Origin of the sequence: Pseudomonas massiliensis (genome assembly GCF_000826105.1) — a bacterium.
Classification (GTDB): Bacteria; Pseudomonadota; Gammaproteobacteria; order Pseudomonadales; family Pseudomonadaceae; genus Aquipseudomonas; species Aquipseudomonas massiliensis.
Genome location: NZ_CCYK01000006.1, coordinates 542544 through 564303, shown reverse-complemented (window position 1 = coordinate 564303; position 21760 = coordinate 542544). Strand labels below are relative to the sequence as shown.

19 protein-coding genes, 4 tRNA genes and 2 pseudogenes are annotated in these 21760 nt (G+C 64.8%); 22 read left to right on the top strand and 3 right to left on the bottom strand.

Going from position 1 to position 21760, the window contains the following annotated elements; translation table 11 throughout:
• Positions 1-13 precede the first annotated feature (13 nt).
• The 4 genes from BN1188_RS08595 (at position 14) to BN1188_RS08580 (ending at position 415) form a co-directional block, all read left to right on the top strand.
• Positions 14-89: transfer RNA gene (locus BN1188_RS08595), tRNA-Glu, on the top strand.
• A gap of 4 nt (positions 90-93) precedes the next feature.
• A tRNA-Gly gene (locus BN1188_RS08590) sits at positions 94-169 on the top strand.
• 90 nt (positions 170-259) lie between these two features.
• A tRNA-Glu gene (locus BN1188_RS08585) sits at positions 260-335 on the top strand.
• Positions 336-339: 4 nt separating this feature from the next.
• Positions 340-415 (top strand) — tRNA-Gly (locus tag BN1188_RS08580).
• A gap of 203 nt (positions 416-618) precedes the next feature.
• Here the strand turns inward: BN1188_RS08580 and BN1188_RS08575 are convergent.
• A complete protein-coding gene (locus BN1188_RS08575; protein WP_040260981.1) occupies positions 619-1029 on the bottom strand; it encodes a PA2817 family protein in 411 nt (136 codons plus the stop codon).
• 433 nt (positions 1030-1462) lie between these two features.
• Between BN1188_RS08575 and BN1188_RS08570 the strand changes: the two genes are divergently transcribed.
• From BN1188_RS08570 to BN1188_RS08520, 11 genes and pseudogenes are all read left to right on the top strand, one after another.
• Entirely contained in the window at positions 1463-2398 is a 936-nt protein-coding gene (locus tag BN1188_RS08570; RefSeq protein ID WP_040260980.1) for an ABC transporter ATP-binding protein, read from the top strand.
• The gene (locus BN1188_RS08565) at positions 2395-3174 is read left to right on the top strand and encodes an ABC transporter permease (protein WP_040260979.1); all 780 of its coding nucleotides are present in this window, start codon (positions 2395-2397) and stop codon (positions 3172-3174) included. Before BN1188_RS08570 ends, BN1188_RS08565 begins: the two co-directional genes overlap by 4 nt.
• Before the next feature lie 109 nt (positions 3175-3283).
• Positions 3284-5520: pseudogene (locus BN1188_RS08560) on the top strand (DNA internalization-related competence protein ComEC/Rec2).
• A 64-nt stretch (positions 5521-5584) separates the two neighbouring features.
• On the top strand, positions 5585-6220 hold the full coding sequence (locus BN1188_RS08555; protein WP_040261436.1) for a MotA/TolQ/ExbB proton channel family protein: 636 nt from the start codon (positions 5585-5587) through the stop codon (positions 6218-6220).
• Positions 6217-6648 (top strand): ExbD/TolR family protein, encoded by a 432-nt coding sequence (locus BN1188_RS08550; protein ID WP_040260978.1) that lies wholly within the window; start codon positions 6217-6219, stop codon positions 6646-6648. The genes BN1188_RS08555 and BN1188_RS08550 overlap by 4 nt, the downstream gene beginning before the upstream one ends.
• Entirely contained in the window at positions 6648-7670 is a 1023-nt protein-coding gene (lpxK, locus tag BN1188_RS08545) for a tetraacyldisaccharide 4'-kinase (protein WP_040260977.1), read from the top strand. Before BN1188_RS08550 ends, lpxK begins: the two co-directional genes overlap by 1 nt.
• Positions 7671-7683: 13 nt before the next feature.
• Positions 7684-7869, top strand: coding sequence for a Trm112 family protein (locus BN1188_RS08540; protein ID WP_040260976.1), 186 nt, complete (start codon positions 7684-7686; stop codon positions 7867-7869).
• Entirely contained in the window at positions 7866-8633 is a 768-nt protein-coding gene (gene kdsB, locus BN1188_RS08535) for a 3-deoxy-manno-octulosonate cytidylyltransferase (RefSeq protein WP_040260975.1), read from the top strand. Before BN1188_RS08540 ends, kdsB begins: the two co-directional genes overlap by 4 nt.
• Positions 8630-9658 (top strand): UDP-N-acetylmuramate dehydrogenase, encoded by a 1029-nt coding sequence (gene murB, locus BN1188_RS08530; protein ID WP_040260974.1) that lies wholly within the window; start codon positions 8630-8632, stop codon positions 9656-9658. The genes kdsB and murB overlap by 4 nt, the downstream gene beginning before the upstream one ends.
• 67 nt (positions 9659-9725) lie before the next feature.
• Complete coding sequence (locus tag BN1188_RS08525; protein WP_052469215.1) at positions 9726-10676, top strand: XdhC family protein; 951 nt, start codon at positions 9726-9728, stop codon at positions 10674-10676.
• A complete protein-coding gene (locus BN1188_RS08520; protein WP_040260973.1) occupies positions 10673-11278 on the top strand; it encodes a nucleotidyltransferase family protein in 606 nt (201 codons plus the stop codon). Before BN1188_RS08525 ends, BN1188_RS08520 begins: the two co-directional genes overlap by 4 nt.
• Positions 11279-11754: 476 nt before the next feature.
• Here BN1188_RS08520 and rne read toward each other — a convergent pair.
• Positions 11755-14841 (bottom strand): annotated as a pseudogene (gene rne, locus BN1188_RS08515) (ribonuclease E); the annotation flags it as partial.
• 799 nt (positions 14842-15640) lie between these two features.
• Here rne and rluC point away from each other — a divergent pair.
• From rluC to BN1188_RS08495, 3 genes are read left to right on the top strand one after another with little or no spacing between them, the layout of a single operon-like run.
• Entirely contained in the window at positions 15641-16597 is a 957-nt protein-coding gene (gene rluC / locus BN1188_RS08505; RefSeq protein WP_040260972.1) for a 23S rRNA pseudouridine(955/2504/2580) synthase RluC, read from the top strand.
• On the top strand, positions 16590-17267 hold the full coding sequence (locus tag BN1188_RS08500) for an HAD-IA family hydrolase (protein WP_040260970.1): 678 nt from the start codon (positions 16590-16592) through the stop codon (positions 17265-17267). Before rluC ends, BN1188_RS08500 begins: the two co-directional genes overlap by 8 nt.
• A 4-nt stretch (positions 17268-17271) precedes the next feature.
• Positions 17272-18267, top strand: a complete 996-nt coding sequence (locus BN1188_RS08495; protein WP_040260969.1) for a S49 family peptidase — start codon at positions 17272-17274, stop codon at positions 18265-18267.
• Positions 18268-18273: 6 nt separating this feature from the next.
• Here the strand turns inward: BN1188_RS08495 and BN1188_RS08490 are convergent, their stop codons facing one another.
• On the bottom strand, positions 18274-18852 hold the full coding sequence (locus BN1188_RS08490; RefSeq protein WP_040260968.1) for a Maf family protein: 579 nt from the start codon (positions 18850-18852) through the stop codon (positions 18274-18276).
• Between the two features lie 109 nt (positions 18853-18961).
• On the opposite strand from BN1188_RS08490, the gene BN1188_RS08485 reads away from it, so the two are divergent.
• From BN1188_RS08485 to fabD, 4 genes are all read left to right on the top strand, one after another.
• Positions 18962-19489, top strand: coding sequence for a YceD family protein (locus BN1188_RS08485; RefSeq protein WP_084596183.1), 528 nt, complete (start codon positions 18962-18964; stop codon positions 19487-19489).
• Between the two features lie 13 nt (positions 19490-19502).
• Entirely contained in the window at positions 19503-19685 is a 183-nt protein-coding gene (rpmF, locus tag BN1188_RS08480; RefSeq protein ID WP_013791824.1) for a 50S ribosomal protein L32, read from the top strand.
• A 3-nt stretch (positions 19686-19688) separates the two neighbouring features.
• The gene (plsX, locus tag BN1188_RS08475; protein WP_052469213.1) at positions 19689-20723 is read left to right on the top strand and encodes a phosphate acyltransferase PlsX; all 1035 of its coding nucleotides are present in this window, start codon (positions 19689-19691) and stop codon (positions 20721-20723) included.
• 93 nt (positions 20724-20816) lie between these two features.
• Positions 20817-21755 (top strand): ACP S-malonyltransferase, encoded by a 939-nt coding sequence (fabD, locus tag BN1188_RS08470; RefSeq protein ID WP_040260967.1) that lies wholly within the window; start codon positions 20817-20819, stop codon positions 21753-21755.
• The last annotated feature ends 5 nt before the right edge of the window (positions 21756-21760 follow it).

Here is a 21760-nt window from a genome sequence, read left to right as displayed (position 1 = left end):
AATGTTGTAGCGTGTCCCCTTCGTCTAGTGGCCTAGGACACCGCCCTTTCACGGCGGTAACAGGGGTTCGAGTCCCCTAGGGGACGCCAATAAGCGGGAATAGCTCAGTTGGTAGAGCACGACCTTGCCAAGGTCGGGGTCGCGAGTTCGAGTCTCGTTTCCCGCTCCAGTTACTCAGGCTTCGCCTTTGGCGGTGCCAGTAAACCCGAGGCCTTCGTGGTCGCGGTTGCTGAAATGGCCGAGGTCATTTCGGGCAGTTGTCCCCTTCGTCTAGTGGCCTAGGACACCGCCCTTTCACGGCGGTAACAGGGGTTCGAGTCCCCTAGGGGACGCCATCAAGCGGGAATAGCTCAGTTGGTAGAGCACGACCTTGCCAAGGTCGGGGTCGCGAGTTCGAGTCTCGTTTCCCGCTCCAAATTGCAGGTTCGAGCGTGTATAACTCGCTTGGACCAAAAGAAGAAAGGACCTTCGGGTCCTTTTTCCGTTTTTGCCTCCCATGCACTTCAGGCCTTGCACAGGTCCCGCCCTTCGGTTCGCATCATTCCCGTGGGACCCAGCGTCAGCTGGGGAAGGCCACTGGAAATCTCTCCATCTGGTTACGGCCCTGGCGCAACCTTGTCAGTGCCTGGCATCGCTGTCGGGCAGGGCCAGCAATTGCTTTTCCCGAGTCCAATCGAACGGCTCGCCGTTCATTTCGGCTTCGTGCCGACGCTCTTCCAACTGTTGGTAGAGGTCGATCTCATCATCGGGCATGTAGTGCAAGCAGTCGCCGCCGAAGAACCAGAGCAGGTCCCGTGGCACCAGGTGAGCGATCTGGGGGTAGCGGGTAAATACCTGGCAAAGCAGGTCCTGGCCCAGATAGAAATTCTCCGGCGCTTCATCGGCCAGGGCAGCGATCAGCTCATCGAAACGCTCGACGAACAGATCATGGCTTTCCTCGGGCACTTGCTCGGCTTCGCCCAGGGCCACGAGGATCCCGCGCAGATGGCGCAGCAGCGCCAGATGATGCTCGATGATGGGGTTGGCCATGGAGTTCTCCTGATGAAAAAGCGCGGCAGTATAAGCGCCGCCGGGCCAATTGTCCCGGCCTGGGTCAACGCACCTGCCTATCGGCGCGGGCGAACCCTCCCGGAGCAGGTCATCGACGTCGATTCCCCTCGGCGCTGGCGCGGGACAGCCCAGCCTGGCGCGCCAATCCCGGCATCCGTTGAACGGTCCAGGTCCTACTGGGTAGGACAGGGGCATAGCGTGCCCTTGAGACGCCGGGGAAACTTAGCCCGCTGCTTTCCGGTCGGTGCTTAGGCAGCCCAGGCGCGCGCAATGGCCTGGGGCTGATAGTGACTATCGACACCCTCGACTGTACGCGCGCGTCTGGCCTGGTCAGCATCGGGCTCAGAGAAGCATTGAATTTCACCCTGGCGAGCCTTAAGTTTCCGGCCACCTTCTTATCGGTAATCAATCTGTGACCAATTCCGCACTGTCTATCCGGCAGCTAACCAAGACCTACGGCAACGGTTTCCAGGCGCTCAAGGGCATCGACCTCGATGTGGCCGAAGGCGATTTCTTTGCCCTGCTCGGCCCCAATGGGGCAGGCAAATCCACCACCATCGGCATCCTCTCTACCTTGGTGAACAAGACCAGCGGCAGTGTGAATGTGTTCGGCCATGATCTGGACCGTGACCCCGCGCGGCTGAAGCGTTCCATCGGCGTAGTGCCTCAGGAGTTCAACTTCAACCAGTTCGAGAAGACCTTCGACATCGTCGTCACCCAGGCCGGTTACTACGGCATACCTCCGAAGATCGCCAAGGCGCGCGCCGAGCAATACCTCACCCAGCTCGGCCTGTGGGAAAAACGTGACGTGCCGTCGCGGTCCTTGAGCGGCGGCATGAAGCGTCGCCTGATGATCGCCCGCGCACTGATCCACGAGCCGCGCCTGCTGATTCTCGATGAGCCCACCGCTGGCGTGGACATCGAGTTGCGCCGCTCGATGTGGTCGTTCCTGACGGAGCTGAACCGCAAGGGCATCACCATCATCCTGACCACTCACTACCTCGAGGAAGCCGAGCAGTTGTGCCGCAACATCGGCATCATCGATCACGGCACCATCGCCGAGAACACCAGCATGCGCGAGCTGCTGGGCAAGCTGAACGTGGAAACCTTCGTGCTCGACCTGCGCCAGGACCTGGCCTGCGCGCCGGAGCTGGCCGGGTACCCGTGCCGCCTGCTCGACCCCCACACCCTCGAGGTGCAGGTAGGCAAGCAGGCCGGTATCACCGAGCTGTTCGGCCAGCTGGCCGCCAGGAATATCGAGGTGCTGAGCCTGCGAAACAAAACCAACCGCCTGGAGGAGCTGTTCGTGTCCCTGGTTGAAAAGAACCTTTCGAAGGTGGCCCTATGAGCACGGAGTTTTCCCATAACCTGGTAGCGCTCAGGACCATCGTGTACCGCGAGATCCGGCGCTTCATGCGCATCTGGCCGCAAACCCTGTTGCCCCCGGCCATCACCATGGTCCTGTATTTCGTGATCTTCGGTAACCTGATCGGTCGCCAGATCGGCGACATGGGTGGCTTCAGCTACATGCAGTACATCGTACCCGGGCTGATCATGATGTCGGTGATCACCAACTCGTACGGCAACGTGGTTTCCAGTTTCTTCGGCGCCAAGTTCCAGCGTTCCATCGAAGAGTTGATGGTATCGCCGGTATCGGCGCACACCATCCTTATCGGCTATACCCTCGGCGGCGTGCTCCGTGGCCTGGCGGTCGGCGTCATCGTGACCTTGCTGTCGCTGTTCTTCACCCATCTGCAGGTCCATCATCTGGGCGTGACCCTGGTGGTGGTGTTGTTGACGGCGACCATTTTCTCCCTGCTGGGCTTCGTCAACGCTGTGTTCGCACGTAATTTCGACGATATCTCCATCATTCCGACCTTCGTGTTGACGCCCCTGACTTACCTGGGCGGGGTGTTCTATTCCATCAACCTGCTCCCGCCAATCTGGCAGACCATCTCCCTGGCCAACCCCGTGCTGCACATGGTCAACTCGTTCCGCTATGGCATCCTGGGTGTGTCCGATATCCGGATCGGCACCGCCCTGACCTTCATGGCCGTGGCTACGGTAGTGCTGTACTTCGTCTGCGCGCGCTTGCTGGTCAGCGGCCGCGGCATGCGCACCTGAGTTCCGTCGGCCTCATAGTCGGTAACAGGGCTACGCTTCCTCGGCGCTGCGCTCACCCTTAGGCTACCTAGGTAGTCATGGCTCACGGACGAGTCGAGGAGGGGAAGAGGTGGTTCGGGCGCTGCTGGCCTTGGCCTGTGGGATCCTCGCGGCACGTGCCTGGCCGGGGCCGCCATCGTCCTGGGTGGTCGCCTTGCTAGCCAGCGCTGCCCTGGCACTGTTGGCGCTAGCCTGGCGTCCGGCCCTGTGGCTTGGCCTGGGCTTGGCGGGCCTGGCCTGGGCCTTGGCCGCGGCCCTTCAGGTACAGGCTGACCAGTTGGCCGCCAGCCTGGAGAACAGAACCCTGTGGTTGGAAGGGCGAGTCGCCGGCTTGCCCAGCCGTGCCGGAGGGGTGACCCATTTCGAACTGGTACAGGCCCGATCCCGGCGCGCAGCGTTGCCTTCCCGCGTGCGGCTGCGCTGGCACGGTGCGCCCACCCTGCGCGAAGGCGAGCGCTGGCGTCTGGCAGCCACCCTTGCCCGGCCCCGGGGCCAGGTCAACCCCGGCGGGCTGGACTATGAAGCCTGGCTGCTCGTGGCATTGGGGCAACAGGCAGTGTGAAAGATGGCCATCGCCTCGAAACCCGTGCAAGCAGCCTGCGCGAACGGCTTCGCCAACGCTTGCTGGAGACTCAGGCGCATCCTTTGCTGTTGCCCCTGGTACTGGGCGATGGCTCCGGTCTGACCGAGCGACACTGGCGTGTGCTCCAGTCCACCGGCACGGTGCATCTGTTCGTGGTCTCCGGCCAGCATGTGGGCCTGGCCGCAGGGCTGGCCTACGGGCTGATCGCCGGGCTGTGGCGCCTGGGGCTGTGGCCCCGGCGCTGGCCGTGGCTGCCATGGGCGTGCGGTTGTGCGCTGCTGTTCGCCCTTGGCTACGGCCACATGGCCGGGTTCGGGGTGCCTGTCCAGCGTGCTTGCCTGATGATCGCCGTCGTCCTGCTCTGGCGCTTGCGCTTGCGTCAGCCAGGCGTGTTCACCCCGCTGCTGTTGGCCCTGGTCGCTGTTCTGGTGGCCAGCCCGCTGGTCATGCTCATGCCGGGTTTCTGGCTTTCCTTCACTGCCGTGGGCGTATTGCTTTTCGGCTTCGCCGGCCGACTCGGGCCCTGGCCCAGGTGGCGAGCCTGGGCGCGCGCGCAATGGCTGGTCGCCCTTGGACTGGCTCCCGTGCTGGCGCTGCTGGCCCTGCCCATCAGCCTGAGCGGGCCCTGGGTGAACCTGTTCGCCGGGCCCTGGATCAGCTTCATAGTGCTGCCCCTGGCTCTCCTGGGCAGCGTGGCGCTGGCGCTTTTGCCCTGGGGCGGGGAAGCGCTACTCTGGTTGGCTGGGCAAGGGCTGGAGGCATTATTGAAGGTGGCGGCGCCCATCGCCGACCTGGCGCCTGCCTGGCTGAGCCCGGACCTGCCCCTGTGGGGCGCCGTGCTCGCGCTGCTGGGCGCCTTGCTGCTGTTGCTGCCGATGGGCCTGCCGCTGCGCGTGCTGGGGCTGCCCTTGCTGCTTCAGCTCGGCTTTCCAAGCCTTGCGCGGCCACCCTGGGGCCAGGCCCAGGTAATGCAGCTGGACGTTGGCCAGGGCTTGGCAGTACTGGTACGCACGCGAGACCATGTCTTGCTGTTCGATGCCGGGCCACGTTATTCCAGCAATGACGCCGGAGAGCGTATCGTAGTGCCGAGCCTTCGCCGTCTGGGTATCTCACGTCTGGATACACTGATCATCAGTCATGACCATGCCGACCACAGCGGCGGCGCCCGGGCGGTACTGGAGTTCCTCAAACCAGCCCGGGTACTGGCAGGTGAGCCCTCGGCCGCCCCGGATGCATGGCGCGCGCAGCCCTGTGAAAACGCTGCCGGTTGGGAATGGAATGGCGTGCGCTTCCAGCCCTGGCGTTGGAGCGCGGCACAAGACAGCAACCCGTCTTCGTGCGTACTTCTAGTGGAAGCCGAAGGCGAACGCCTGCTATTGACTGGCGACATCGACGCCCGCGCCGAACGAGCCCTGGTATCAGCCTGGCCTGGCCTGCAAGCGCGCTGGCTGCAGGCGCCCCATCACGGCAGTCGCACCTCCAGCTCCGCGCTGTTGCTCGATAGCCTGCAGCCAGAGGCGGCGCTGATTTCCCGCGGCTGGAACAGCCGGTTCGGCCATCCCCACCCTGAGGTAGTCCGACGCCTGGACGAGCGGGGCATTGCCCGCTGGGACAGCGCATTGCACGGAGCGGTGGAACTGCGCCTGGGCGCGAGCCAGCCTGCCCAGGGCTGGCGGCAGCGGGCCAGGTTGTGGCGAGCGATGGCCGCCGACGAGGCGCAATAGGCGGCGGGCTCGCCTGTAGACGGTTGTGATAGAGTGGCGCAATTTGCTGGAGAGGGACTTCATTGTGTGGGAACTGGTCAAAGCCGGCGGTTGGATGATGCTGCCGATCATCATGAGCTCCATCGCAGCCCTTGCCATTGTGGCCGAGCGCTTGTGGAGCCTGCGAGCGAGCCGGGTCACTCCGCCAAACCTGGTCGCCCAGGTATGGAAATGGATCAAGGACAAGCAGCTCAACAATGAGAAGCTGAAGGAGCTGCGGGCCAATTCGCCCCTGGGGCAGATACTGGCGGCGGGCCTGGCCAACTCGCGTCATGGCCGCGACATCATGAAAGAGTGCATCGAGGAGTCGGCCAGCAGTGTCATCCATGAGCTGGAGCGCTATGTGGGCGCCCTGGGGACCATTGCCGCCATGGCGCCCCTGCTCGGCCTGCTGGGTACGGTGCTGGGCATGATCGATATCTTCAGCGCCTTCAATGCCAGCGGCAACACCACCAATGCGGCGATTCTCGCCGGCGGTATCTCCAAGGCACTCATCACCACGGCCTCCGGCCTGATCGTGGCGATCCCCGCCGTGTTCTTCCACCGCCTGCTGCAACGGCGCATCGACGAACTGGTCGTGCGCATGGAGCAGGACGCCGTCAAGCTCGTCGAAGTCGTGCACGGTGACCGCGAAGTGGATATCGAGGGAGGCCGAGCGTGAAGTTCCGCCGCAGCCGTCGCCGGCGCGAAGACATCGAGATCAACCTGACGTCCCTGATCGACGTCGTGTTCATCCTGCTGTTGTTCTTCGTGGTCACCACCACCTTCAAGCGGGAAAGCCAGCTGCAGGTCGACCTCCCCGAGGCGGTGAGCGGCGCGCCCGAAGACCACCCGCCCAAGCGGTTGGACATCGCCATCAGCGCCGATGGTGACTATGCCATCAATGACCATCGCTTGCCCAAGAGCGACCTGGATACGCTGCTCAGTGCCTTGCGTGCCGAATCCGGCGGCGATACCAGCCTGCCACTGTCGATCAGCGCCGATGGCAAGACGCCTCACCAGGCGGTGATCACGGCCATGGACGCGGCGGGCAAGCTGGGCTTCAGCCGCCTGAGCATGACTACGGTCGAGGCCCAGGGGACGCCCTGATGGGACTATCCGATCGTCTGCTGGCCGCCTGGTACCAGGGCCATCCAGCCCTGACCTTGTTGCGCCCGCTCGAGACGCTGTACAAAGGGGTCGCGCTAGGCCGCCGACGTGCCTTCCTGGAAGGGCGAAAGCCTGGCTGGAAAGCTCCCGTGCCGGTAATAGTGGTGGGCAATATCACTATTGGCGGCACCGGCAAGACCCCGACCATTCTTTGGCTGATCGAGCATTGTCGTCGTGCGGGCCTGCGCGTGGGGGTCATCAGCCGCGGCTATGGCGCCCGGCCGCCGCGCTTTCCCTGGCTGGTCAACGCTCAGGACGGTGCCAGCGTGGCGGGGGACGAGCCCCTGTTGCTGGTCCGTCGCTCCGGTGTGCCCCTGGCCATCGATCCTGACCGCGCCCAGGCCGCCCGGGCCTTGCTGGCGGCGCATCCCCTGGACCTGATCCTCTGCGACGATGGCCTGCAGCATTACCGGCTCGCCCGCGACCTGGAACTGGTGCTGATCGACGCGACCCGTGGCCTCGGCAACGGCCGTTGCCTACCGGCCGGTCCCCTGCGCGAACCGCCGCAGCGCCTGGCGGCGGTGGACGCAGTGCTTTGCAATGGCCAGTCAGGCGATACCGCTCTGGGCTATGGGATGACCCTGGCACCGGTGGCCCTCGTCAATCTGGTATCAGGCGAGCGCGTCGGCCTGGACCATTTCCCGGCCGGCCAGGCCCTGCACGCAGTGGCCGGCATCGGCAACCCGCAGCGTTTCTTCTCCACCTTGCAGGGGTTAAACTGGCGGCCGACCGAGCATGCCTTTGCCGACCATGCCCTGTACAGCGAAGCGCAATTGGCCTTCGAGCCCCCGCTGCCGTTGGTGATGACCGAAAAAGACGCGGTCAAGTGTCAGGCCTTCGCTGGTCCTGACTGGTGGTACCTGGCAGTGGACGCCCAACCGTCTCCCGCTTTCGTGGCCTGGTTCGACGCCCGCCTCGCACAATTGATGGCCGGCGCGCCTCCAGCCACCGGTTCTCCCTGACCCAAGGATTCCTATGGACACCAAACTGCTCGACATTCTCGCCTGCCCCATCTGCAAGGGCCCGCTCAAGCTCAGCGAAGACAAGACCGAACTGATCAGCAAGGGTGCTGGCCTGGCATACCCCATCCGCGATGGCATTCCGGTGATGCTGGAAAGCGAAGCCCGCACCCTCACCGATGACGAGCGCCTGGAAAAATGACTGTCGCGTTCACTGTGGTGATACCTGCCCGGTATGGCTCGACCCGCTTCCCGGGCAAGCCGCTGCAGGCCATTGCGGGCAAACCGATGATCCGCCACGTCTGGGAGCAGGCCCAGCGCAGCGCGGCCGCTCGGGTCGTGGTCGCGACCGATGATGAACGTATCGCCCAGGCCTGCCGGGAATTCGGCGCGGAGGTAGTAATGACCCGCGCGGACCATGAATCCGGGACCGATCGCCTGGCCGAGGTGGCGGCGGTCCTGGGCCTAGCCGACGATGCCATCGTGGTCAACGTTCAAGGCGACGAGCCTTTGATCCCGCCAGCGGTGATCGACCAGGTAGCCGCCAACCTGGCTGCCAATATCGAGGCCCGCATGGCCACCCTGAGCGAGCCGTTGCTCGAGGCCCGGCAACTGTTCAACCCTAACGTGGTGAAGGTGGCCACCGACATGGCCGGCCTGGCGCTGACCTTCAGCCGGGCGCCCTTGCCCTGGGCTCGTGACGCGTTCGCCCAGCGGCCCGGCGAGCTGCCCGAGGATGTGCCCTACCGTCGGCATATCGGCATCTACGCATACCGCGCCGGCTTCCTTGGCGATTTCGTGGCCTGGGGGCCGTGCTGGCTGGAGAAAACCGAGTCCCTGGAGCAGCTCCGCGCGCTTTGGCATGGGGTACGTATCCATGTGGCCGACGCCGTGGTAGCGCCTCCGCCAGGGGTGGACACGCCCGAAGACCTGGAGCGCGTGCGGCGCCTGCTGGAGGCCGAATGACCCTGGCGATCGGCCGGGGCGTGTCGCTCAAGCCCTACAACACGTTCGGCGTCGACGGGCAGGCGGAGTATTTCGCTGAGGTGGCCGATGAGCAGGCGCTGCGCGAAGCGCTCGCGTTCGCCGAGGCGAACCGGCTGGACGTCTCCCTGCTTGGCGGGGGCAGTAACCTGCTGCTGCTCGGTGATGTGCCCGGCCTGGTGATCCGCATGGTGGGGCAGGGCCGGCGCCTGCTGCGCGAGGAAGGCAGCAGGGTGCTGGTAGAGGCGGAGGCGGGCGAGCCCTGGCATCCTTTCGTCACCTGGACCCTCGGGCAAGGCTTGGGTGGGCTGGAAAACCTCAGTCTGATCCCCGGCACTGTTGGGGCGTCACCCATGCAGAACGTGGGTGCCTATGGGGTTGAGGTGAAAGACCTCTTCGCCGGCCTGACCGCGCTGGATCGCCAGACCGGCGAACTCTGTGAATTCGGCCTGGTCGATTGCCGTTTCGGCTATCGTGACAGCCTGTTCAAGCAGACCCCCGGTCGCTGGGTCATTCTGCGCGTGCGTTTCTGGCTGGACCGCCATGGCCCGCTGCGTCTGGACTATGGCCCTGTGCGCGATCGCCTGCGCGAGCAAGGGGTGACGGAGCCAACCTTCGCGACGGTAAGCGCAGCCATCACTTCCATCCGCCAGGAAAAGCTGCCTGATCCGGCCCGTCTGGGCAATGCCGGCAGTTTCTTCAAGAACCCGATCGTGGACGGCGCCATGGCGGCTGCCATCAAGGCGCGCTGGCCCGGTGTGGTGGTTTATCCGCAGCCGGGCGGGCAGGCCAAGCTCGCCGCCGGTTGGCTCATCGAACAAGCCGGCTGGAAGGGCTACCGCCGCGGTGATGTCGGCGTGCACAAGGACCAGGCCTTGGTGCTGGTCAACCACGGCAACGCTACGGGCGCCGAATTGCTGGCGCTGGCCCGAGACATTCAGGGCTCTGTCGAAGCACGTTTCGGTGTAGCGCTGGAAATGGAGCCCAACCTGCTGCCACGTCCCTGAACCCCAGCGCTTCGTTGCCGTCCGATGCTTGGAATTCCTGGCTGGCGAGACATGAAGGGGCAAGGGCATGAATAGCGTCGACCTCGGCGTTTTACAGGATGTGCGAACCTGGGCAGACGAGGGCCGACAGGTTGTCCTCTACACGGTAGTGCAGACCTGGGGCAGCGCGCCTCGTCCGCCTGGGGCCATGCTGGCCTTGCGCGACGATGGGGTGGTCAGCGGATCGGTGTCAGGTGGGTGTATCGAGGATGACCTGATTGCACGCCTGCACGATGGTCGTCTGCGCCAGGAAAAGGAGCGCGTGTCCATGGTCACCTACGGGCTGACGCTGGAGGAGGCCGCTCGTTTCGGCTTGCCCTGTGGCGGTACCCTGCGCCTGACCCAGGAACGAATCGAGGACGCGGCCTGGGTGGACGAACTGCTGCTTCGCTGCGCCAACCATCAGGTGGTGGTACGTGAGCTGGACCTGGCCACCGGAGCGGTACGTTTGGTCACCGCCGGTCGAGAAGCGATACATGAGTTCGACGGCCAATACCTGCGGACCGTTCATGGTCCCCGCTGGCGCCTGATGCTGATCGGGGCGGGGCAATTGTCCCGGTATGTGGCGGACCTGGCGACCATGCTCGATTTCGAGGTTCTGGTGTGCGACCCGCGCGATGAGTTCAGCCAAGGCTGGGAGAGCAACCACGGCCGTTTCGTCACTGGCATGCCCGATGATGCCGTGCTATCCATCGAACCGGACGAGCGCACCGCCATCGTGGCCTTGACCCATGATCCTCGTCTGGATGACATGGCCTTGCTCACCGCCCTGACTTCCCGCGCCTTCTATGTTGGCGCCCTCGGGTCGCGGATCAACAGTGAAAAGCGCCGCGCCAACCTCGCTACCCTGGGGCTTGCCCCGGAAACGCTGGCCCGGCTTCACGGCCCTGTTGGCTTGCCTATCGGTAGCCATACGCCCGCCGAGATCGCGCTTTCCTTGATGGCGGAAATCGTCGCCGTGAAGAACCGAGTTGCATGAAGTACCCCTGCGCTGTGGTACTGGCCGCTGGTTATGGTCGGCGCTTCCGAGCGCAGGGCGGCGCGGGGCCTCACAAGCTCCTCATGCCGTGCACCGGCCTGGATGGCAGCCTTCGTCCTGTCGTGGAACATGCCCTGGCGCCCTTGGACGACTGGCCTGGCGAGCGGTTGCTGATTATCCGTCAGGGAAGCGATGAGCGGGAGCGGTTAAGCGAGCTGGCTCGCCGGCACGGCGTCGAAACCCTCGCAGTGCCCTCCGCTGGCATGGGCGATAGCCTGAGCGCGGCCGTACGCGCCCGGGCGCAAGCCTGCGGCTGGCTGGTGCTGCTCGGCGACATGCCTTGGATCCGCCCGCAAACCCTGCACCAGGTGGTTGCTGCCCTGGCTCAGCATTCCCTCGCTGCGCCCCTGTACCAAGGCCGACGAGGACATCCGGTGGGTTTCGCAGCGGACCAGCGAGCCGGGCTGGAACAGCTTAGTGGGGACGTTGGCGCCCGTCAGTTGCTGTCTCAACCGGATGTAGCCTGGGTAGAGGTTAGCGACCCCGGCGTGGTGCATGATGTCGACATACCTGCCGACCTGGAGGGTGCGGGCCGGCGCTGATGCCCACGCTGAATCGCGACCAAGAAAAAGCCCCTGTCATCTTACGATGGCAGGGGCTTTTCTACGTCAGGCGCTTATGCCAGAGGCTTGGGCGTCTTGTTGGCTTCTTCGGCCTGCTCGGTCCCGGCAGCAGCTTCCTCGGCGGTCTTGACGTTTTCGTCAAGCGCCTGGGAAGGCTCGGCCTGTGCAGCTTCACCCTGCACAGCTTCGGCTTTTTCAACTTCGGCTTCTACCGCTTCGGCCTGGGTTGGCGCAGCCTGGGCGGGAGAGACCTCGATCGGCGCCTGCTGCACGGGCTCGGCCTGTGCATGTTCAGCTGCGGCGCGATGCTCGGCTGCTGCGCTCAGGGCCTCGGCGGCAGCCTCAGTGGCGACAGCCTGGTTAGGTTCAACCTCGACCGGGGCGGCCACTTCCGCCTGCACCGGTGCTTCGGCTTCGGCCAGGGCGGTGGCGCCGGCCAGGCGAGCGGCTTCCTCGGCTTCCCGCGCGGCAGCGGCGGCCAACTCGGCTTCACGCTTGCGGCGGCGGACTTCCCGCGGATCGTTCGGTGCGCGGCCGTTGCTGAGCATCACCGGCGCCGGAGCTGGCGCCTCGACGACAGGCGCCTCGGCGGCCGGGGTGGCTTCGGTGAAGCCTTCCTGCGGGGCTGGCGCGGCGGTTTCGCCTAGGCTGGCGGCTACAGGCGAGTCTGCCACCGGAGCAACGGGCTGTTCGGCGGCCGCGGTCGCGGCAGGCACTTCTACCTGTTGTACCGGCTGCTCCACTACTGGCGCTACGGCCACTTCGGGCAGAGGCTCAGGCGCAGGCTCGGCGGCTGCCGGGGCTTCGACCAGGCGCTCCAGAGGCGCTGGCACGATGGCGTGCGCCTGTTCGGCAGGGGTGGCCACGATCTCCGGCGCGGCGGTAACCTCGTCGGCGGGCTTGGTGGCTTGCTCAGCGGCAGGCAGGCTGGCGGTGGCGGCCTCGGCACGTTCGTGAGCCTGGGCTTCAGCGGCGGGGCTGATAGCGCCTTCCGCGGCCGCGGCGGTAGCGGCAAGGGCGGACAGCTCGGTGCCTTCCGCTTCCTCGCCTTCACCACCGATCAACTCGCCATTGGCGTCACGCTGACGCTCGCGGCGGTTGCTGCGGCGACGCTGGCCACGAGAGCGGCGGCGTGGACGTTCGCCTTCCTGACCTTCCTGGTTGTCGTGATTGTCGTCCAGCAACTCTTCATTGAGCGCGGCTTCCTCAGCGGTGGCCGACTCGGAGCTGGCAGCCTCCTCGCGGGCGGGACGCAGCTGGCGTTCCTCGCGTGGAGCGCGTTCCTCACGGGGGGCGCGCTCTTCACGCGGGGCCCGCTCTTCACGACCTTCCCGTGGAGCACGCTCTTCACGCAGCTCGCGCGGGGCACGCTCTTCACGAGTAGGGCGTTCGCTGCGCTCGGCACGGGCCGGGGCCTCGTCACGCGCCGGGGTGGCCGGAGCGTCCAAAGGTTCACGCAGCTCACGCACGGGGCGGTCTTCACGACCACGGCGGTCCTCACGGGGTGCGCGGCCTTCACGCGCCGGGCGGGGCGCGCGTTCCTCGCGAGCGACTGGCGCTTCCTCGCGGCCGACACGCTCTTCACGCGGAGCGCGGTCCTCACGCGGCGCACGCTCTTCACGCGGGGCACGTTCCTCACGCGGTGCGCGCTCCTCACGGCCTGCGCGCTCTTCGCGTGGCTTGCGCTCTTCGTCGCGACGGCCGTTGCGGTTGCGGCTCTGCTGGCGGCCGTTGCGGCGCTCTTCGTTGCGGCTGCTCCGCTCACTGGTCGGCTTGGGCGTGGCGGCGGTGGCCACGGGCGCCGGGGCGGCAGGGGTTTCCTTGCCGGCGAACAGGCTGACCAGCGACTTCACCAGGCCCTTGAACAGGCTAGGCTCGGCGGTAGCCGGCGCGGTGCTCGGCACTGGCTCAGGCTGGGCCTCTTCAGTCGCGGGCATCGGCGCGTTGGCGCGGGCCGGGGCGGTCTTGACCGCGGCTTCCTGGCGGACCAGGGTGCGGGTAGCGGCCACTGGCTGGACCTCCTCGGCCTCGGCCGCGGCGATTTCGTAGCTGGATTGGGCGTTCAGTACTTCGGGATTGTCGTCGCGCAGGCGCTGGACTTCGAAATGGGGGGTTTCCAGGTGGTCGTTGGGCAGGATGATGATGCGGGCCCGGGTGCGCAGTTCGATCTTGGTGATGGAGTTACGCTTTTCGTTGAGCAGGAAAGCAGCCACCGGGATAGGTACCTGGGCGCGTACTTCGGCGGTACGGTCCTTCAGGGCTTCTTCCTCGATCAGACGCAGGATGGCCAGGGACAGGGATTCCACGTCGCGGATGATCCCGGTACCGCTGCAGCGCGGGCAGACGATGCCGCTGCTTTCGCCCAGGGAGGGGCGCAGGCGCTGGCGGGACATTTCAAGCAGGCCGAAGCGGGAGATGCGTCCCACTTGCACGCGGGCACGATCAGCCTCCAGGCACTCACGCACACGCTCTTCCACGGCACGCTGGTTCTTGGCTGGGGTCATGTCGATGAAGTCAATGACGATCAGGCCGCCGATGTCGCGCAGGCGCAGCTGGCGGGCGATTTCCTCGGCCGCTTCCAGGTTGGTCTGCAAGGCGGTTTCTTCGATGTCGCTGCCTTTGGTGGCGCGCGCCGAGTTGATGTCGATGGACACCAGGGCTTCGGTCGGGTCGATCACGATGGAGCCGCCGGACGGTAGCTCGACCACGCGCTGGAAGGCGGTTTCGATCTGGCTTTCGATCTGGAAGCGGTTGAAGAGGGGGACGCTGTCTTCGTAGAGCTTGATCTTGCTGGCGTACTGCGGCATCACCTGGCGAATGAAGGTCAGGGCTTCTTCCTGGGCCTCCACGCTGTCGATCAGTACCTCGCCGATGTCCTGGCGCAGGTAGTCGCGGATGGCGCGGATGATGACGTTGCTTTCCTGATAGATCAGGAAAGGCGCAGCGCGGCCCACGGAGGCTTCCTTGATGGCCGTCCACAGCTGCAGAAGGTAGTCCAGGTCCCACTGCATCTCTTCGCTGCTGCGACCCAGGCCGGCGGTGCGAACGATCAGGCCCATGTCGGCCGGGGCGACCAGGCCGTTCAGGGCCTCGCGCAGTTCGTTGCGTTCCTCGCCTTCGATACGGCGTGAAATGCCCCCGGCGCGTGGGTTGTTCGGCATCAGCACCAGGTAGCGGCCAGCCAGGCTGATGAAGGTGGTCAGGGCGGCGCCCTTGTTGCCACGCTCTTCCTTCTCGACCTGAACGATGACTTCCTGGCCTTCGCTCAGTACTTCCTTGATGTTGACCCGGCCTTCCGGAGTCTTCTTGAAGTATTCGCGGGAAATTTCCTTCAACGGCAGGAAGCCGTGGCGCTCGGAGCCGAAGTCCACGAAGGCGGCTTCGAGGCTGGGCTCGATACGGGTGATGCGGCCCTTGTAGATGTTGGCTTTCTTCTGCTCGCGTGCGCCGGATTCGATATCCAGGTCATAGAGCCGCTGGCCATCTACCAGGGCGACACGCAACTCTTCGGGTTGAGTTGCGTTAATCAACATTCTTTTCATGTAGTACCGTCGGTTTCCGGGCTGCCGGAAACGGCGTTCGGCACACACGACTTCTCACGGTCGGTGTTCAGGTGCGAGGAAGGTAGCTCGCCTTCCTGCCAGGAACCAGGCTCTTTCCGGGCCCTACCTGGCGACGCGTCCTGCCTTTGTGTGGTGTCAAAAGCACTCAGTCAGGAGGAGGAATCAGACAGCGCGCCGCGGAAGCCTTCGAAGGCGTCTGTGCGGGGCCGGCCGTGCCGTGGTTCGATTGCTGGGGTGGCCGGAAGTACTTCGTTCGGTAAGGCCGGGTTGAACACAGGCCGCCAAACCACTCCATCTCCACCCAGGTCGATCCTGGCAGGGCTCGGTGCCACACGGCACGTTACCTGTGCATCTCCACCCTACACGTATCCCTGATAATTCGGGTGCTGCCGCGCGCTGAATCCGCAACGGGTTGGCATTTATCACGGCGCCGGTGGGCTGCCGCACGTAAAAAATCAAGGCTTGTATTTCCGAAGCCAACAGCTTGGGCCGGGCATGAACGGCTGGGCTCTTGTCATAGCCACAGGTTCGAACACCCAGGGCTGATAAGGCTACCCTGCTGGTATCGACTCGTTCTGCCAGGCCGCGCCCTTGGTGCGCCCCAGGGGGCACCGCGCGCTGAAAGCCCCGTCGGACGGCCTCGCGTCCTGTTTGACCAACTGGGTAAGCGGCGGTCGTTTACCGTCTGTCACTCCCCAGCCGCTTATGGCGGCGTTCGGGACTATAGCAGCAAACATTAAGTGCTTCAAATGGCTCAAAAATTGATATTATCCGCGCCATGACCACGACCTCTCCTCCAACTTCAGGCGTCCAGATGCTTGAAGTTGCGCCGGAACTTGCCGGCCAACGCATCGACAATTTCCTTATCACCGCGCTCAAGGGCATTCCCCGGACGCTGGTATATCGCATCCTGCGCAAGGGCGAGGTGCGGGTGAACAAGGGGCGGATCAAGCCCGAATACAAGTTGCAGGCTGGCGATATCATCCGCGTGCCGCCGATACGCCTGCCTGAGCGCGACGCGCCGGTCCCGGTCGCCCAGGGCCTGCTCGAACGGCTGGAGGCGGCCATCGTCCATGAAGACAAGGCGCTGATCATCCTCAACAAGCCCGCGGGCATCGCCGTTCACGGCGGCAGTGGCCTGAGCTTCGGGGTGATCGAGGCGTTCCGTCAACTGCGTCCCGATGCCAAGGAGCTGGAACTGGTCCATCGCCTGGACCGCGATACCTCCGGGCTGCTGATGATCGCCAAGAAGCGCAGCATGCTGCGGCATCTGCACGAGGCCCTGCGCGGGGATGGCGTGGACAAGCGCTACATGGCCCTGGTGAGAGGGCACTGGCCCACCGGCAAGAAACAGGTCAGCGCGTCCTTGCTCAAGAGCAACCTGCGCTCGGGCGAGCGGATGGTCGAGGTGAATCCGGAAGGCAAGGAGGCGTTGACACTGTTCAAGGTACTGCGCCGCTTCGGCGATTTCGCCACGCTGGTGGAGGCGCGCCCGGTCACCGGGCGCACTCATCAGATCCGCGTCCATGCCCTGCATGCCGGCCATTGCATCGCCGGCGATCCAAAATACGGCGACGAAGCCTTTACCCGCGAGCTTCGTGAGCTGGGTGGCAAGCGTCTGTTCCTGCACGCCTACGCTTTGTCGCTGACCCTGCCCGATGGCAGTCGGCTGGAAGTCAAGGCGCCGGTCGATGATACCTGGGCCTCGGCCGTGGAGCGCCTGGCCAGTGCCTGACTATGACCTGCTTGTCTTCGACTGGGACGGCACCCTGGCCGATTCCATCGCCCGCATCGTCGATGCCATGCAGCATGGCGCGCGGGCCATGGGCCTGGCGCCCAGGGATGCGACACAGATCAAGGGCATCATCGGGCTTGGCCTGCCCGAGGCCATCCAGGCCCTGTATCCTCTGCTGGACGAAGCGTCCATCCCCTTGTTCCGCGAACATTACGCCGAACGCTACATAGCGCTGGAGGCCACGCCCTCGCCCCTGTTCGAGGGCGTGGCCGAAGGGCTGGTCGCCTTTCGGCGGGCCGGTTACCAGCTGGCGGTCGCCACCGGCAAGGCGAGGCGCGGGCTTGACCGAGTACTTAAAGGCCACGACCTGGCCGATTTCTTCGATGTCACCCGCGCCGCGGATGAAACCCGCAGCAAGCCGGACCCTCTGATGCTCGAGCAGATCCTGGCCCATTGTGGCGTGCGTCCGCAGCGGGCCCTGATGATCGGTGACTCGGCCTTCGACCTGCAGATGGCGCGCAATGTCGGCATGCCGTGCGTGGCGGTAGGTTACGGCGCCATGGAATTGAGCGCGCTGATGGCCTACGAGCCGGTGCTGGCAATCGAGCATTTCTCCCAATTGACCGCCTGGTTGCAGCCGGGCGAACCCTTATCAGCCAAAGGTGAGTAGACGGATGTCGGATGAATGGAAAGCGCCTCCCGCCGCGGATGAGTCCGGTCGTGCAGGCGATGAACGCAGCTGGAAGCTGCTGGAGAAAACCCTTCTGGCCAGCGTGCAGGAACAGCGCCGCGCCCGTCGATGGGGAATCTTCTTCAAAAGCCTTACCTTCCTTTACCTGCTGGGCATGCTCTTCCTCTTTTCCCCCATTGGGAAGCTGGAAAAAAGCGCTGGCAAGGGCGACAGCTATACTGCGCTGATCGATGTGAAAGGTGTGATCGCCGACAAGGAAGATGCCAGCGCCGACAACATCGTGACCAGCCTGCGCCGGGCCTTCGATGATCCTCGGGTCAAGGGTGTGGTGCTGCGCATCAATAGTCCGGGCGGCAGTCCGGTGCAGTCCGGCTATGTGTATGACGAGATCAAACGTCTGCGCGCGTTGCATCCGGATATCAAGCTTTACGCGGTCATCGCGGACCTGGGCGCTTCGGGGGCTTACTACATCGCCAGCGCGGCGGACGAAATCTACGCCGACAAGGCCAGCCTGGTGGGGTCCATTGGCGTGACCGCCGCAGGCTATGGTTTCGTCGGCGCCATGGAAAAGCTTGGGGTCGAGCGTCGGCCCTACAGTTCAGGCGAGCACAAGGCCTTCCTCGATCCGTTCCAGCCAGTCAAGGAATCGGAAACCCGCTTCTGGCAGGGTGTGCTGGACACCACCCACAGGCAGTTCATTGCTCAGGTCAAGGCGGGCCGTGGCGAGCGCCTGAAGGACAAGGACCACCCCGAGCTGTTCTCCGGGTTGGTCTGGTCGGGCGAGCAGGCGCTTGCCCTGGGGCTGATCGACGGGCTCGGCAGCAGTAGCTACGTGGCCCGGGAACTGGTCGGTGCCAAGGATCTCGTCGACTTCACGGTCGAAGAATCCCCGCTCGATCGCTTCTCCAAGAAGCTGGGCGCCAGCGTTGCCAGCGAAATGGCCATGTGGCTTGGCTTCAATGGTCCCTCGCTGCGCTGAAGCCGGTCAGGGCACGGCGATACCTGCCGCGCCCAGCATCCCGACCAGGCGGATGAGTGGCAGGCCTACCAGGCTGGTGGCGTCCGCCCCCTCGGTGCGCTCGAACAGGCTCACCCCAAGGCCCTCGGCCTTGAAGCTGCCGGCGCAGTCATAGGGTTGCTCGGCCCTCAGGTAGCGCGCCAGGACGTTTTCCGGTAGCTGGCGCATGTGTACGGTGAACGGCACCACATCTACCTGGCATTGGCCGCTGTGGCTGTCCAGCAGGGCCAGGCCGGTGAGAAAGGTCACCACGCGTCCGCTGGCGGCGGTCAGTTGTTCCAGGGCCTTTTCGAAGCCGCCGGGCTTGCCCAGTACCTGGTCGCCCAGCACTGCCACTTGGTCTGAGCCGATGATCAGGTGGTTCGGGTAGCGCTTGGCCAATGCCCTGGCCTTGGTTTCAGCCAGGCGTGTGACCAGGGTGCTGGGCGTCTCGCCTGATTCGCGCCGTTCGTCCACGTCGGGCGCCTCGGCCTGGAAGGGCAGGCCCAGGCGGCTCAGCAGGGCGTGACGGTAGGCTGAGCTGGAAGCCAGAATCAATGGCCGCATCGGGGTCTCTCCTTGTAAGGGGGGCTTGATTCTACCCGGCCACCGTCGGGCTGCCGATGGCCGAATTTCCTTTGACACAGCCAGGGGGCATCCCTAGAATGTCGCGCCTATGTTGAATGACCCGATTCCACCTCACGTTGACCCGCGCAAACTGGCCGATCGTGGCGCTACCCTTGAAGGGAGCCTGCCGCTCGCCCAGTTGCAGAGACTTTGCGACCTGCTTTCCGATGATGTCGGTACAGTCCAGGGTAAATTCATCTTCGAACGAGACGAAGACCACACCGTGGTGATCCACAGTGATCTCGACGTCGAAGTGAAGATGGTTTGCCAGCGTTGTCTTGAGCTGGTCACCCTTCCCATCCACAGCGAATGTACATACGCGGTGGTGAAGGAGGGTGCGAATACCCAATCGTTGCCGAAAGGTTATGACGTGCTGGAACTGGGCGAGGATCCCTTGGATCTGCGGGCGATGGTCGAAGACGAGCTCCTGCTCGCGCTGCCGATCATCCCTGCTCATCATCCGGAAGAATGCCAGCAGCCGGCGGGCCTTCAAGAGCCCGAGCCGAGCGAGGACGAGGTAACGCGGTCCAACCCGTTCAGTGTATTGGCGCAGTTAAAGCGTGACCCAAACGTTTAGGAGTTAATCAGTTATGGCTGTTCAGCAGAACAAAAAATCCCGCTCTGCCCGCGACATGCGCCGTTCCCACGACGCCCTCGAGGCCAATGCGCTGTCCGTTGAAAAGAGCACCGGTGAAGTTCACCTGCGCCACCACGTTTCGCCAGAAGGCGTTTACCGTGGCCGTAAAGTGATCGACAAGGGCGCTGACGAGTAATCCTTGTCCGCTCAGATCATCGCGATCGACGCAATGGGCGGGGACTTCGGTCCCCGCGGCATTGTCCAGGCCTGTGTGGCCTGCCTGTCCGAACACCCCTCGCTGTACCTGGCCCTGGTCGGCCAACCTCAACTCCTTGAAAGCCTGCTTGCCGCCTACCCTGGCGTCGATCGCGCGCGCCTGCAGATTCTTCCCGCCAGCGAAGTCATCGCCATGACCGACAAGCCGTCCCAGGCCTTGCGAGGCAAGCCGGACGCCTCCATGCGCGTCGCGCTGCAAGCCCTGCGTGACGACAGGGTGCAGGCCGTGGTAAGCGCGGGCAACACCGGGGCGTTGATGGCGTTGTCGCGCCATGTGCTCAAGACGCTTCCGGGAGTGGATCGTCCCGCCATGGTGGCGGCCATACCGACCCGCTCCGGCCATTGCCAGTTGCTGGACCTTGGCGCCAACGTGGATTGCGACGCCGAGCATCTGCACCAGTTCGCCCGGATGGGTGCGGTGTTGGCCCAGGCCCAGGGCGTGGAACGACCACGGGTGGCCCTGCTCAACGTGGGCACCGAAGACATCAAGGGCAACCAGCAGGTTCGTGCCGCTGCGGCCTTGCTGCAGGACAGCGGGCTCAACTATGTGGGTTTCGTGGAAGGCGACGGGCTTTATCGCGGCGAAGCTGACGTGGTGGTATGCGATGGCTTCGTGGGCAATGTGCTGCTCAAGGCCAGCGAAGGGTTGGCCAGCATGATCGGCGAGCGCATCGAGGCCCAGTTCAACGCTAGCTGGGCTACGCGCCTCGCGGGCGCCGTGGCCTTGCCCTTGCTGAGGCGGCTGCGTGAAGAGTTGGTGCCGGCCCGTCACAACGGCGCAAGCTTCCTGGGCCTGCAAGGGATAGTGGTGAAAAGCCATGGCGCCGCGGGGGTCGAGGGCTTACGCGCGGCCATCGAGCGTGCCCGTCAGCAGGTGCAGGATGATCTGCCACGCCAGCTGGCCAAAGGGTTGGCGGCCTGGGGTGCGCCGGGGCAGGCTGGCGAGGGTAGAATGTGACCGGCCGGTTCCCACTATCATCCAACTCTGGGTTTATCGTTCCATGCCGTGGCCTGGAACATTTTCGACCACAGCATCAATAAGGGCGCATCAATGTCTGCATCCCTCGCATTCGTCTTTCCGGGGCAAGGCTCCCAGGCGGTTGGCATGTTGGCCGACCAGGCTGCGCAACACCCGCTGATCGGCGAGACCTTCAAGGAAGCGTCCGACGCGCTGGGTTATGACCTCTGGGCCTTGACCCAGCAAGGGCCGGCCGAAACGCTGAATCGCACCGACAAGACTCAGCCCGCCATTCTTACAGCCTCCGTTGCCTTGTGGCGCCTGTGGCAGGCCGAAGGCGGCGCCACGCCAGCCTATGTGGCGGGGCATAGCCTGGGTGAATACAGCGCGCTGGTCGCGGCCGGTAGCGTCGGTTTGGCCGACGCGGTTCGCCTGGTCGAGCGTCGTGGCCAACTCATGCAGGAAGCCGTGCCGGCAGGGCAGGGCGGCATGGCGGCCATTCTTGGTCTCAAGGATGAAGACGTGATCGCGGCTTGCGCCGAGGCAGCCGCGGGTGAAGTGGTGAGCGCGGTGAACTTCAATTCCCCGGGGCAAGTGGTCATCGCCGGCAGCGCCGAGGCAGTCAACCGCGCCATCGAAGCCTGCAAGGCCCGTGGTGCCAAGCGCGCCCTGCCATTGCCGGTCAGCGTGCCATCCCACTGCGCGCTGATGAAGCCGGCGGCCGAGCGTTTCGCCCAGTCCATCGAGGCCATTGACTGGCAACTGCCGAGCATTGCTCTGGTGCAGAACGTCACCGCCACGGTGCCGGCCAACCTGCAGGACCTGAAACAGAACCTGCTGGCGCAGTTGTACATGCCGGTGCGCTGGGTCGAATCCGTTGCCCTGCTGGCACAGCAAGGCGCGCGGCAGTTGGTGGAGTGCGGCCCGGGCAAGGTGCTGTCGGGGCTGAACAAGCGCTGCGCCGACGGCATCGAAACCTTCAATCTGGATACCCCCGATGCCATTGCCGCCGCTCGCGCGGCCCTGGCTTGATACAG

What these genes read in the sequence shown, in the direction of transcription:
- BN1188_RS08495 (WP_040260969.1), top strand. Translation starts at nt 17,272, where the DNA reads ATGTCGGATGAATGGAAAGCGCCTCCCGCCGCGGATGAGTCCGGTCGT.
- BN1188_RS08540 (WP_040260976.1), top strand. Translation starts at nt 7,684, where the DNA reads ATGGACACCAAACTGCTCGACATTCTCGCCTGCCCCATCTGCAAGGGC.
- BN1188_RS08575 (WP_040260981.1), bottom strand. Translation starts at nt 1,029, where the DNA reads ATGGCCAACCCCATCATCGAGCATCATCTGGCGCTGCTGCGCCATCTG.
- BN1188_RS08520 (WP_040260973.1), top strand. Translation starts at nt 10,673, where the DNA reads ATGAAGTACCCCTGCGCTGTGGTACTGGCCGCTGGTTATGGTCGGCGC.
- BN1188_RS08490 (WP_040260968.1), bottom strand. Translation starts at nt 18,852, where the DNA reads ATGCGGCCATTGATTCTGGCTTCCAGCTCAGCCTACCGTCACGCCCTG.
- rluC (WP_040260972.1), top strand. Translation starts at nt 15,641, where the DNA reads ATGACCACGACCTCTCCTCCAACTTCAGGCGTCCAGATGCTTGAAGTT.
- rpmF (WP_013791824.1), top strand. Translation starts at nt 19,503, where the DNA reads ATGGCTGTTCAGCAGAACAAAAAATCCCGCTCTGCCCGCGACATGCGC.
- fabD (WP_040260967.1), top strand. Translation starts at nt 20,817, where the DNA reads ATGTCTGCATCCCTCGCATTCGTCTTTCCGGGGCAAGGCTCCCAGGCG.
- BN1188_RS08565 (WP_040260979.1), top strand. Translation starts at nt 2,395, where the DNA reads ATGAGCACGGAGTTTTCCCATAACCTGGTAGCGCTCAGGACCATCGTG.
- lpxK (WP_040260977.1), top strand. Translation starts at nt 6,648, where the DNA reads ATGGGACTATCCGATCGTCTGCTGGCCGCCTGGTACCAGGGCCATCCA.
- BN1188_RS08485 (WP_084596183.1), top strand. Translation starts at nt 18,962, where the DNA reads ATGTTGAATGACCCGATTCCACCTCACGTTGACCCGCGCAAACTGGCC.
- murB (WP_040260974.1), top strand. Translation starts at nt 8,630, where the DNA reads ATGACCCTGGCGATCGGCCGGGGCGTGTCGCTCAAGCCCTACAACACG.
- kdsB (WP_040260975.1), top strand. Translation starts at nt 7,866, where the DNA reads ATGACTGTCGCGTTCACTGTGGTGATACCTGCCCGGTATGGCTCGACC.
- BN1188_RS08525 (WP_052469215.1), top strand. Translation starts at nt 9,726, where the DNA reads ATGAATAGCGTCGACCTCGGCGTTTTACAGGATGTGCGAACCTGGGCA.